This window comes from Bacillus sp. SW14 (genome assembly GCF_047608225.1).
Lineage (GTDB): Bacteria > Bacillota > Bacilli > Bacillales > Bacillaceae > Bacillus > Bacillus subtilis_G.
This window is the reverse complement of sequence record NZ_JBLKRW010000001.1, coordinates 4,087,927-4,100,635: the sequence shown is the minus strand read 5'-3', so window position 1 is coordinate 4,100,635 and position 12,709 is coordinate 4,087,927. Positions and strand designations below refer to the sequence as shown.

Here is a 12,709-nt window from a genome sequence, read left to right as displayed (position 1 = left end):
ATTTATGATAGTTATCATTACGAATTTAGCACCATAATCATTAAAGTGTCAATACAAATTTTTGAAAATTTGTTATAAAAGAAAGATACAAATCTTTCATCATTATGAGATAAAGTGGTATGATGGTCTCAATCAAAAAGAACGGTTTGCATACAGGATGGGGAGAATGAAATGACAGCTTTATATTCTGTTATCAAGTTTAAAATCATTGAATTAATTAAGTCGGGCAAATATCAGGCGAATGATCAACTGCCGACGGAGAGCGAGTTTTGCGAGCAATATGATGTCAGCAGAACAACTGTGAGATTGGCTCTGCAGCAGCTTGAGCTTGAGGGATATATTAAACGGATTCAAGGAAAAGGAACATTTGTATCGGCGGCAAAAATACAAACGCCGATTCCGCATCAGATTACGAGCTTTGCAGAACAAATGAGAGGCCTGCGTTCTGAATCAAAAGTGCTTGAACTCGTGGTGATCCCTGCTGATCACTCCATTGCCGAGCTTTTGAAAATGAAAGAGAATGAACCTGTCAATAAGCTTGTCAGAGTCAGATATGCCGAGGGGGAACCTTTGCAGTACCACACCTCATATATTCCATGGAAAGCGGCACCTGGTCTGGCTCCGGAAGAGTGCACCGGCTCGCTTTTTGAACTGTTAAGGACAAAATACAATATTGAAATCAGCAGGGGCACGGAATCGATCGAACCGATTTTAACCGATGAAACGATCAGCGGCCACTTATTAACCAATGTGGGAGCACCGGCGTTTTTAGCAGAATCCCTCACCTATGATAAAAATGAAGAAGTCGTGGAATATGCGCAAATTATTACGCGGGGAGACCGAACGAAATTCACCGTAGAACAGTCATATCATTCATAAAGCAATGCGTATGAAAGAAAACGCCTGATGGTTATGAAGAAAGGAATGGTGGTTCTATGTTTCTATTGACGAATGGAAAAGCGCTGTGGGGGTCTGTGATTGCTGCTTTCGTCCTTTCAATGGTGTTTTATCCGTTTCTTCCGGCGGAGATGCCGATTCATTATGATGGTACAAACAGCCCGGATTTGACAGTGAACAAGCTGGCGGGGACAGTGATACTGCCTGTCATGATGTTGGTGTTCGCATGGGCGCAGAAGATCAATTGGCAATTTGTGATCGCGGTGTATATTTTGCTGATTTGCCATATTGCCGTCCTTTATTTAGCAGTCTAAAATCAGACAGCCGGAATGAATCTGGCTGTTTTTCTTTTATTTTTTCTTCATTTGATAATGGATGTGGTGTATAATAGCTGATGATCATAAAGAATATTCTGAAATTTATAGTTTAAAAGCGGCGTATAATCAAAGAAGCGGCTGAAGTTTTTGCAGCTTTAAAAAGACTGAATATTTAAACAACTATGATGTGAAAGGTGTGCTGATCAGATTGAATAAGCTTATCGAACGAGAAAAAATTGCATTTCATAAGGCGAAGCCTGACCCGTCATTCTTGGAATTCGGGAAATATTTTACAGATTATATGTTTGTGATGGATTATGAAGAGGGAATGGGCTGGCGCCATCCTAGAATAACGCCGTACGCGCCGCTTACGCTTGATCCTTCTTCATCTGTCTTTCATTACGGCCAGGCTGTTTTTGAAGGATTAAAAGCGTACAGAACAGAAGATGGCAGAGTGCTGCTGTTCAGGCCGGACCAAAATATCAAACGGCTGAACAGATCATGTGAGCGCATGAGTATGCCTCTTTTAGACGAAGAGCTTGTGCTTGAGGCATTGACGCAATTAATTGAGCTGGAGAAAGATTGGGTTCCCAAGGAAAAGGGGACGTCACTGTATATTCGTCCCTTTATCATCGCCACAGAACCGAGTCTTGGGGTGAAAGCATCCAAAACCTATACATTTATGATCGTGCTTTCGCCTGTCGGCTCATACTATGGCGATCAGCTGAAGCCGGTGAAAATCTACGTCGAAGATGAGTATGTGCGGGCGGTAAATGGCGGAGTCGGATGTGCAAAAACGTCGGGAAACTACGCCGCCAGCCTTGAAGCGCAGCGAAAAGCGAATGAGCGGGGCTATGACCAGGTGCTGTGGCTGGACGCGATTGAAAAGAAATACGTGGAAGAAGTAGGGAGCATGAACATCTTTTTTGTCATGAACGGGGAAGCTGTCACACCGGCTTTAAACGGGAGTATTTTAAGCGGGATTACACGTGCGTCTGCGATTGAACTGATTCGCAGCTGGGGCATTCCGGTTCGTGAAGAGAGAATTTCGATTGATGAGATTTATGCGGCCTCTGCGCGCGGGGAATTGACAGAGGTCTTCGGCACGGGCACGGCAGCCGTCGTAACGCCTGTTGGTGAACTCAATATTCGTGGAAAAACGGTGATTGTAGGCGACGGACAAATCGGGGACATCTCGAAAAAATTGTATGAAACGATAACAGATATTCAGCTTGGCAAAGTGAAAGGGCCGTGCAACTGGACAGTGGAAGTCTAAAGATCGAAAAAGAACCTGCTCTGAGGCAGGTTCTTTTTACTTTGAATGAGTCATATCAGCTGTCGGCTTGTTTATGCGGTTTTTCGCATAATACACTGCGTAGCAGATGGCCATAAAAGAAATGCCGCAATACAGCGCGATTCTTTGATTTGGATCAAAGGCAATGCCGAGTACGGATGCCAGGCATAATAGGAACGCGGCAATCGGCACGAACGGATACCAAGGGGTCCGGTACTTTAAATCGGCGACCTTGTTTCCAGCTTCGATATACCGTTTTCTGAACATGAATTGAGAAGCTGCGATTCCCATCCACACGACAACGACCGCAAAACCGGAAATCGACACGAGCACAACGTATACAGTGTCTGGCGCAAATACGCTGGACAGCAATGAGAGAATGCCGCCGATCATGCTGAACACCAGCGCGTTAAACGGGGTTCCTTTTGATGTCAGCTTTGCAAATGCCGGGTGAAGCGTCTTTTCTTTTGATAAAGACCACAGCATCCGGGAAGAAGCGTAGAGTCCGGAATTAGCCGCTGACAGGATCGCTGTCAGGATGACAAAGTTCATGATATCGGCTGCGTATGGCACACCGACTCTGTCAAAGACAGCGACAAACGGGCTTTTGATGACGCCTGCTTCTTGAATCGGAATCAGCCCTGACAGGACAAAAATGGTTCCGATAAAGAAGAGTGAAAGACGCCAGACCGTTGTTTTAATCGCTTTTGGTATCGTCTTGTCGGGATCGACGCTTTCTCCGGCGGCAATTCCGATCAGTTCAGTCCCCGAAAAGGCAAAATTGACAGACAGCATCGTCATCAAAATCGGGACAAATCCATGTGGAAAGAGCCCGCCTTCCGCTGTGAAATTGGACAGCATCGGAGCGGCATCTCCGCCTTGAATCGGAATGATGCCGAACATGGCAGAGCCGCCTAAAAGAATAAACAATACAATGGCTAAAACTTTGATGCTGGAAAACCAAAATTCCGATTCAGCGAAAAACTTGACCGAAAATGCGTTAAGCAAGAAAATCAGCAGCGCAAAGACGGCACTCCACATCCAAACGGACGTATGGGGGAACCAGCGCTGCATTAACAGGCCGGCTGCTGTGAATTCCGATCCCAATGCCACGGTCCATGTCAGCCAGTACAGCCAAGCGACCGTAAATCCAGTTCCCGGTCCTATGTATTTGGTTGCATAGGTGTGAAAGGCGCCTGTCACAGGCATGGCTACAGACAGCTCACCGAGGCATAGCATGACCAAATAGACGATTCCGGCGCCGACTAAGTAGGCGAGTATCGTTCCCGCCGGGCCTGCCTGCTGAATGGTATAGCCGGAGCTTAAAAACAGTCCGGTTCCGATGACACCCCCTAAGGAAAGCATAAAGAGGTGCCGGCTTTTCATACTTCTCTGAAAGTTTGTCTCATTCTTGTTGTGAGCAGATTTCATCTTTTTCCAACTTTCTATCGGCGATTTCTTTCCTTTAATAAAAAATCCCATGTCAGCGAGTGACACGAGACTCCGGCGAACCGGCTTTAAGATAGAATATACAAACAATTCCGATAAGTCAAGTTGTTTTTAAAGAGCGCGCCCAAGCCGCGATTTCTTTAATATCTTCGGGTTTTGTCCGGCAACAGCCGCCAATCAGCTTCGCTCCTTTTTCATGCCACGCGCGGGCGCTTACTCCGTAAGGTTCTCCGCATGCCGCCCCGTTCCACGTTTTTGTCTCCGGATCATACTGCTCGCCTGAATTCGGGTAGACGATGATCGGTTTTGATGTGTGCTTTTTTAACTCCTCTATTAGAGAAGGGATAAGCTGAAGCGGCGTGCAGTTGATGCCGAGCGCTGCAATTTGGCGGTGCTCATCAAGCCATGACGCGCAGTCAGCGGCAGGTGTTCCGTCACTAATATGAAGGCTGTCTTTTGCACTGAAGCTGATCCACGCATACGTTTCAGGAAACTCCTTCAGCAGCCGCGCAATCGCTTTTGCTTCGCTCAGACACGGAATCGTTTCGCATGCCAACACATCAGCCCCGGCTTCGATCAGCGCCTTCAAGCGGGGACGATGAAATTCAACAAGTTCATCCTCTGAGATTCCGTAGTCCCCGCGATACTCAGAGCCGTCTGCAAGATAAGCGCCATAAGGCCCTACAGAAGCTGCAATGATCGGCTTTGGCCGATTGACACGGTTTTCTTCGAGCGCCCAAAATTCATCACGTGCTTCAGCTGCGATGCTGACGGACATCTCGATGAGCCGGCGTGCTTCCGCTTCGCTCAGCCCGCGTGCGGCAAAGCCTTCAAACGTAGACTGATAGCTGGCGGTGATTGCACAGTCAGCGCCTGCCGCAAAATAATCAGTATGCACTTGTTTAATCAGATCCGGCTCTTCCATCAGGATTTTTGCCGACCAGAGACTGTCGTTCAAATCACAGCCCTTGCGTTCAAGCTCGGTCGCCATGGCGCCGTCTAGCACAATAAGCGGGTATGTATCTAGTATGTGTTGGATAGGATTCATAGAATGTACCGATGCCTTCTTTCAGATTTTTTGAAAAGATATGAAAATCGTAAGGGAGGTTTACGTGTTTGTCAATAAACACAAAAGGGAAAGGTGTTCAGCCCGTCTATCTGAACACCTTTTTTTTATGATATTTGTTTGTTGTGTGTGTCAGCCTGTTTGTCAGAAAGCGGCCAGCATTCAATGCCATTGTGGTTTTTGAGCACATTTTTATAAAAGACTGGATCTTTGCCCGCTTTTTTCTGACGTGTATAGTCTTGCAGCGCCGCAAAAACGACCTTTGATAATAAGAAAATCGCAATTAAATTCACGATGACCATCAAGCCCATGAACAAATCAGCCAGATCCCAGACGAGCTGGACTTTGGCAACACAGCCAAACACAATCATCGCCAGCACGCCGATACGGTAGACAAAAATCAGTTTTTTACTTTTGTTTAAAAAGCCGATATTGGTTTCCCCGTAATAATAGTTTCCGATTAAAGCACAGAAACCGAATAACAAAATCAGAATGGCGAGAAAGCCTGATGCCCACGATCCGACATGGGAGCTGAGAGAGGCTTGTGTCAACGCGATTCCGCTCAGTCCCGGAGTTTGATAGGCATCCGAAAACAGGATGATAAAAGCAGTGCTTGTACAAATGACTAGCGTATCTGACAGCACACCCAGCGCTTGAATCAGCCCCTGTTTGACAGGATGGCTTGTCGTTGCGGTGGCGGCGGCATTCGGTGCGCTCCCCATTCCCGCTTCGTTTGAAAAGATTCCCCGTCTGACGCCCTGCATTAAAGCCGCTCCCAAAGCGCCGCCAGCAGCCTGGTCAAAACCAAACGCATTTTTCACGATAAGCGCAATCACGTCAGGCAGCTGCGTAATGTTGGTTAAAATCACAAAAAACGCAACGCTGATATACAGGGCAGCCAACACGACGACAATGGATTCAGCCAGCTTCGCAATCCGTTTTACGCCGCCGAAAATAATCGTGCCGAACACAGTAATTAAAATGAGTCCCAATGTCAGGCGGTTTGTGCCGAACGCGTTTTCAAAGGCGAGGCTGACTGTATTTGATTGGACCGAGTTAAAGACGATACCGAACGATAAGGTGATTAATACAGCGAACAGCGCGCCCATCCACCTTTTGTTCAGCCCTTTTTCCATGTAATAAGCCGGTCCGCCGCGGAATCCGTTTTCATCTTTTACTTTATAAATCTGGGCCAGTGTGCTTTCCACAAAGCTTGATGCTGATCCGATAATGGCGATAATCCACATCCAGAAGATTGCACCGGGTCCGCCGAGCGCAATGGCGATGGCAATGCCCGTAATATTTCCCGTTCCGACACGGGCTGCCATGCTGATACAGAACGCTTGAAACGGAGAAATGCTGTTTTTCGATCGGGAGGCAGCACCTTCTTTTAATACCCTGACCATTTCTTTCAGCATGCGAACCTGCAAAAACTTCAGTCTGAACGTAAAATAGATTCCCAGAGAAAGGAGCAATACAATTAATAGCTTTGACCACAAAAGATCATTTGCGATACCGACGACATGTTCCAGAATTTGCTGCATACAATCACCTCTTTTTTTTATTTTTAAAAAATGCTGAGTTCCCACTCCTGTGCCATATGCTTCAGCAGCATTCCGCCAGTGAGGCTGTTGCCGTATTCATCAATGGCCGGTCCGTAAATGCCGATCCCGCAACCGGATGGAAAAGGCTCTTCTCTTCTGGCGCTTGGAGGAACCAGTGCCATAATGCCGCCGGAGACGCCGCTTTTGGCCGGCACGCCGACAAACGCCGCATATTTGCCTGAAGCGTTGTACATGCCGCACGTCAGCATTAACGCCTTGGCCAATTTTGCCACGTCCTTTGGAATCACTTGCTTGCGGTGAATCGGATGATAGCCGTCATGGGCAAGGATCAGGCCGATCAATGCAATATCTTCAGTGGTGCTTTCCATGGCGCAATGCTTCAAGTAAACCTCAAGCGTTTCTTCTACGTCTGCTTCTAAAAAGTTTGTTTCTTTTAAATAGTAGGCCAGCGCTCTGTTGCGGTGGGCGGTTTCCCACTCAGACCGGAACACTTCCTCATGAATTCTCGGCTGTTTTCCTATTAAGGTTTCTATTACCGAGTTAAGAAAATCGAGCTTATCGTGTGCCGACTCTCCGGGAAGAAGCGAGGCGATGGTGAGAGCACCCGCGTTGATCATAGGATTGAATGGCTTTCCCGGCTTGTTGATTTCGAGCCGAATGATGGAATTAAAGGCGTCACCTGTCGGCTCGACATCTACGCGGTCCAGTACATAGGGAATGCCGCGGCTCATGCAGGCGGCGATAAAGCTGATCACTTTTGAAATGCTTTGCAGGGTAAAAGGGACGTTCCAGTCGCCGGAGTGTATCATCGTTCCGTCAGGCTCCAATATACAAATGCCGAGCTGTGAATCATTGACTTTTCCTAAAGCGGGGATATAATTTGCACTTTGTCCATTAGCGGCAAATGGGCGATAGTGCTCCACCCAATCATGCAGCTGGGACGCCGGGTCTATTTCTTTCCGGGGCTCTTTTATCAATTCTTTCATCAAATTCCTCCTCACTGTTTTTTTAAAGGACTATGGTTTACCAAAACGAAGGATGAAGGGGCATTAAACGCTTTCACTAAAGCGGAGGGTATATTTACTGTATAATGACGACTACAGAATCATACAAAATACGACAAAAATATTTTGAAAATAAGCCGTAAGATTTATAAAAACCTTATGTTCTGGGTCAAAAGAAATTTGCAGGTTTTCTGCCGTTTCTCCAAAATAAAAGCGAGGATGTGATCATCATAAAACTGGAGCGTTTTTTTGAAAAAGATGGATATATATTGGCTCTCATGCTGATGACGGTGCCGTTGGCCGGTGAACTGAAATTTTATCCTCTTAATGAAGAGTTCCGAATCAGCTTTGGCGCACCGGTTTTTTTCTTCTTCTTGTCGCTGCTGCGGCATGTGCCCGCTGTGCTGCCGGGTTTTCTGACTGGAGCGGCAGTACTCGTCTTTCGTGTCTTTCTGGAATTGTGGCGCGGGGGACACGATGGACTGACTCCGATTCTGTATGACCAAGCGTCTGGCTTTTTCTTTTATATGACTTACGCCTGCCTGTTTTCCGTATTGAAGGCTAATCGTTTCCGTGAACGGCCGTTTATGCTCGGTTTTGTCGGATTTATGATTGAAATTGTGGCAGATTGTGTCGAGCTGGCTGTGCAGTTTCTCATGTTCCATACCGTCGTCACGCCTGAGGAAATCACCGACCTCGCGGTGATTGCGATTTCTCACACATTTATCGTGATGAGCTTTTATAGTGTGCTGAAGCTGTATGAAACACAATCGAGAGAAAAACAGACAAGGCGGCAGCACGAGCATATGCTGATGATCGTTTCCAATTTATATGAAGAAACGGTGCATCTAAAAAAGACGCTGAAAACGACAGAACAAGTGACGAACGATTCGTATCAGCTCTATCGGGAGGTAAAGGGCAAAGATGATCAGCTCAGCGGCAGAATCCTGAGGCTCGCCGGAGAAATTCATGAAGTGAAAAAGGACAACCAGCGGATATTCGCCGGGCTTTCAAAACTGATTTCTAATGAGAGCTTGAGAGATTATATGAGGGCGTCTGATTTGCTGCAGCTTGTGATTCGCATGAATGAGAAGTACGCTGAAGCACTGGGAAAGCAGATTGATTTTCACTGCTTGATAGAGGGGGAGCATGAAGAATATCACGTATTTATCGTGCTTTCGATTATTAATAATCTAACGGCGAATGCGGTAGAGGCCATGGGGGAAGAGGGAATGATCAGCCTGAGGCTCCGTAGGCCAAATGAGAATATGGTAGAATTCCAGGTGGAAGACAATGGTCCCGGCATTTCTGAGAAAATCGGAGAGATTGTGTTTGACCCGGGCTTTACCTCAAAATATGACGAATATGGCACGCCTTCTACGGGAATCGGACTTTCCTACGTGAAGGAAATCGTGACAGAGCTGGAAGGGGATATCACATTTGATAATCAGCAGCGTGGAGTGGTGTTTGCTGTTAGGCTGCCTGTCCGGCATTTGATTCAGAAAGGGTGAACCGAAGCTATGCGTTTTTTTATCGCTGATGATGACCGTGCGGTACGGTCGATTTTAAGGCAGATCATTGAGGATGAGGATCTCGGGGAAGCTGCTGGTGAAGCGGAAGACGGGAGCCAAGTGGAAGGGCATATGCTGCAATTCAAGCAGATTGATATATTATTAATTGATCTGTTAATGCCTGGAAGAGACGGCATTGAGACGATTCGCCAGCTCCAAAATACGTACTCCGGCAAGATCGTCATGATCTCTCAAGTGGAAGCGAAGGAAATGGTCGGAGAAGCGTACTCACTCGGCATCGAATATTTTATCCATAAGCCGATTAACCGCATTGAAATTGTCACGGTTCTCCAAAAAGTGAAGGAACGGATCGAGCTTGAGCACTCAATTGGGGCTATTCAGCTCTCTCTCAGCCGGCTTGTCAATCGGAATGAACGGAAAACGCGTCCTCAGCAGAATAGTGACAGCGGCTTAAAAGAAGCAGGAACATTCCTATTGTCCGAGTTGGGCATGATGGGGGAAGGCGGCGCGCATGATCTCGTGGCGGTGCTGCAGTATTTAGCAGAACATGAGCCGTACGAAAAACATATCCCTTCGCTAAAACAGATCTTCACTCAAGTAGCGGAACGGAAGCTGGGGGCAGGGGCATCCCAAACGGAAGTCAATCGCGAAATGAAAGCCTCGGAGCAGCGCATTCGCAGAGCGATTATCCATTCACTGCATCATTTTGCTTCACTGGGCACAACTGATTTTTCAAATCCGAAATTTGAAACCTATGCATCGAAATTCTTTGATTTTCCGGTTGTCAGCCAGAAAATGAAAGAACTCCAATCCAAGGATGCAAAACCTCTCGCCACTGCGAGAGTGAATATGAAAAAATTCATCCATGTGTTCTTTTTGGAGGCGAAGCTTTTGCATGAGGCGATGAAACAAAGAAGGGTGTAAAACCAAACAGCCGGCTGTCCCGGCTGTTTTTTTGCTGCGCCAGAACCCCGGAGGTACAGCGGTTTACCTTCTTTTTATAAAATATCAGAAAATAAAGATATTGACTTATTGTTTATTTGTCTTACAATTAAACAAAAGGAAGTATGGGAAGGAGCGGATGCGAAACAAAAAAACTAATAAAAGCGCTTTCAGTCAGGGCGGTTTACACGAATAACAGGAGGTTATGTTGATGAGCCGTATGAGAAAAGCACCCGCTGGAATTTTAGGTTTTCCGGTTGCTCCTTTTAACACACAAGGAAAACTGGAGGAGGAAGCTCTTTTTCAAAACATTGAGTTTTTGCTGGAAGAAGGCTTAGAAGCGATTTTTATCGCTTGTGGGTCTGGTGAATTTCAATCTCTCAGCCAGAAGGAATACGCGCAAATGGTCGAAGTCGCAGTCTCGGCAGCCGGAGGAAAGGTTCCGGTTTACACGGGGGTGGGGGGTAATCTCAGCACAGCGCTTGAATGGGCGCAGCTGTCGGAGAAAAAAGGCGCCGATGGCTACTTGATCCTGCCTCCGTATTTGGTACATGGCGAACAGGAGGGGCTCTATCAGTATGCGAAAACGATTATTGAAAGCACTGACCTGAATGCGATTCTTTATCAGCGCGATAACGCCGTTCTCTCTCTTGAGCAGATCAAGCGGCTGACCCAATTGGAACAGCTTGTCGGTGTGAAGGACGGGGTGGGGAATATGGATTTGAATGTTAATCTCGTCTATACGCTCGGCGACCGCTTAGGATGGCTCAACGGAATGCCGATGGCTGAAGTGACGATGCCGGCTTACCTGCCGATCGGATTTCACTCTTATTCTTCAGCGATTTCAAATTATATCCCGCATATTTCCCGGATGTTCTATGACGCATTGAAAAACGGAAATGACGAGCTGGTGAAGGAGCTCTATCAGCATGTGATTCTGCCGATCAACGACATTCGCAAAAAACGAAAAGGATACGCCGTATCTTTGATTAAAGCGGGCATGGAGATCATGGGATTAAATGTGAGAAACACAGCCAGACCGCCTGTCGGCCCGGTTGAAAAAGAGCACTATCAGCAATTAGAAGCGATTTTGAAGCAGGCGGCTGACCGTTTTCCGAAAAAAGCCGCGACGGTTTGATGAACAGAAAAAACATGAAAGGGGCAATGGGCATGTCTGTGATCACGGAACAAAACACGTATCTGAACTTTATTAACGGAGAGTGGGTGAAGTCTGAGTCAGGCGATATGGTCAAGGCCGAAAACCCCGCGGATGTGAATGATATTGTCGGCTATGTACAGAATTCAACGGCTGAAGATGTGGAACGGGCCGTCGCCGCCGCCAATAAAGCCAAAACGGCTTGGAGAAAGCTGACGGGTGCCGAGCGGGGCCAATACTTATACAAAACAGCGGATATCATGGAACAGCGCTTGGAGGAAATCGCCGCCTGTGCAACGCGTGAAATGGGAAAAACACTGCCGGAAGCGAAAGGAGAAACGGCTCGGGGTATTGCGATTCTGCGCTATTATGCCGGAGAGGGCATGCGCAAAACGGGTGACGTCATTCCGTCTACTGACAAAGACGCGCTCATGTTCACAACTCGTGTTCCGCTCGGTGTGGTCGGCGTGATTTCTCCGTGGAACTTTCCGGTGGCGATTCCGATTTGGAAGATGGCCCCGGCATTGGTGTACGGCAATACCGTTGTCATCAAACCGGCGACAGAAACAGCCGTGACATGCGCGAAATTGATTGCCTGCTTTGAAGAAGCGGGGCTGCCGGCAGGAGTCATCAATTTCGTGACAGGCCCGGGTTCTGTTGTCGGGCAGGGACTTGCTGAGCATGACGGAGTAAACGCCGTTACGTTTACCGGTTCAAATCAAGTCGGCAAAATCATCGGGCAGGCCGCTTTAGCGAGAGGAGCCAAATATCAGCTTGAAATGGGCGGCAAAAACCCGGTCATCGTAGCTGATGACGCTGATCTTGAAGCTGCGGCAGAAGCTGTCATTACGGGTGCCTTCCGTTCAACCGGACAGAAGTGTACCGCGACAAGCCGCGTCATTGTGCAAAGCGGAATTTACGATCGTTTTAAAGAAAAACTTCTCCAGCGCACAAAAGATATTACGATCGGAGACAGCTTAAAAGGGGATGTCTGGATGGGACCGATTGCCAGCAAGAATCAGCTTGATAACTGTCTGTCGTACATTGAGAAAGGCAAACAGGAAGGCGCTTCCCTTTTGATTGGAGGAGAAAAGCTGGAGGACGGAAAGTATCAAAACGGCTATTATGTTCAGCCTGCCATCTTTGACAATGTGACATCTGAGATGACGATTGCCCAAGAAGAAATTTTCGGCCCGGTGATCGCCCTGATCAAGGTGGACTCGATGGAGGAGGCGCTGGACATCGCCAATGATGTGAAGTTTGGTTTAAGCGCATCCATTTTTACGCAAAACATCGGCAGAATGCTTTCATTCGTTGATGAAATTGACGCCGGGCTTGTCCGGATTAACGCAGAAAGCGCGGGTGTTGAGCTTCAGGCGCCTTTTGGCGGCATGAAGCAGTCAAGCTCCCACTCCCGTGAACAGGGTGAGGCGGCGAAGGACTTTTTCACGGCGATCAAAACCGTTTTTGTGAAGCCGTAATGGTGC

General features: G+C 47.4%; 11 protein-coding genes. 7 read left to right on the top strand and 4 right to left on the bottom strand.

Annotated elements, in window-relative coordinates; translation table 11 throughout:
• Window positions 1-171 precede the first annotated feature (171 nt).
• The 3 genes from gamR (at window position 172) to ACMX2I_RS20670 (ending at window position 2,490) form a co-directional block, all read left to right on the top strand.
• Entirely contained in the window at window positions 172-879 is a 708-nt protein-coding gene (gamR, locus tag ACMX2I_RS20680) for a transcriptional regulator GamR (protein ID WP_087991803.1), read from the top strand.
• A 56-nt stretch (window positions 880-935) separates the two neighbouring features.
• Entirely contained in the window at window positions 936-1,211 is a 276-nt protein-coding gene (locus tag ACMX2I_RS20675; protein ID WP_087991804.1) for a DUF1648 domain-containing protein, read from the top strand.
• Between the two features lie 211 nt (window positions 1,212-1,422).
• Complete coding sequence (locus ACMX2I_RS20670; RefSeq protein ID WP_333519106.1) at window positions 1,423-2,490, top strand: branched-chain amino acid aminotransferase; 1,068 nt, start codon at window positions 1,423-1,425, stop codon at window positions 2,488-2,490.
• Between the two features lie 36 nt (window positions 2,491-2,526).
• On the opposite strand, the gene mmuP is transcribed toward ACMX2I_RS20670, so the two are convergent.
• From mmuP to ACMX2I_RS20650, 4 genes are all read right to left on the bottom strand, one after another.
• Window positions 2,527-3,939, bottom strand: a complete 1,413-nt coding sequence (gene mmuP, locus ACMX2I_RS20665; RefSeq protein ID WP_414958204.1) for an S-methylmethionine permease — start codon at window positions 3,937-3,939, stop codon at window positions 2,527-2,529.
• A 118-nt stretch (window positions 3,940-4,057) separates the two neighbouring features.
• Window positions 4,058-5,005, bottom strand: coding sequence for a homocysteine S-methyltransferase (gene mmuM, locus ACMX2I_RS20660; protein ID WP_414958203.1), 948 nt, complete (start codon window positions 5,003-5,005; stop codon window positions 4,058-4,060).
• A gap of 125 nt (window positions 5,006-5,130) precedes the next feature.
• On the bottom strand, window positions 5,131-6,567 hold the full coding sequence (locus ACMX2I_RS20655) for an alanine/glycine:cation symporter family protein (RefSeq protein WP_414958202.1): 1,437 nt from the start codon (window positions 6,565-6,567) through the stop codon (window positions 5,131-5,133).
• Window positions 6,568-6,590: 23 nt separating this feature from the next.
• Complete coding sequence (locus ACMX2I_RS20650) at window positions 6,591-7,574, bottom strand: glutaminase (protein WP_414958201.1); 984 nt, start codon at window positions 7,572-7,574, stop codon at window positions 6,591-6,593.
• 296 nt (window positions 7,575-7,870) lie between these two features.
• Here ACMX2I_RS20650 and ACMX2I_RS20645 point away from each other — a divergent pair, with 296 nt between their 5' ends.
• From ACMX2I_RS20645 to gucD, 4 genes are all read left to right on the top strand, one after another.
• On the top strand, window positions 7,871-9,103 hold the full coding sequence (locus ACMX2I_RS20645) for an ATP-binding protein (RefSeq protein WP_333519240.1): 1,233 nt from the start codon (window positions 7,871-7,873) through the stop codon (window positions 9,101-9,103).
• Window positions 9,104-9,112: 9 nt separating this feature from the next.
• A complete protein-coding gene (locus tag ACMX2I_RS20640; RefSeq protein WP_394716514.1) occupies window positions 9,113-10,048 on the top strand; it encodes a DNA-binding domain-containing protein in 936 nt (311 codons plus the stop codon).
• A gap of 229 nt (window positions 10,049-10,277) precedes the next feature.
• Window positions 10,278-11,204: a 5-dehydro-4-deoxyglucarate dehydratase gene (kdgD, locus tag ACMX2I_RS20635; protein ID WP_414958200.1), complete on the top strand. Its 927-nt coding sequence runs from the start codon at window positions 10,278-10,280 to the stop codon at window positions 11,202-11,204.
• A gap of 32 nt (window positions 11,205-11,236) precedes the next feature.
• Entirely contained in the window at window positions 11,237-12,703 is a 1,467-nt protein-coding gene (gucD, locus tag ACMX2I_RS20630; RefSeq protein WP_414958199.1) for an alpha-ketoglutaric semialdehyde dehydrogenase GucD, read from the top strand.
• Window positions 12,704-12,709: the final 6 nt, after the last annotated feature.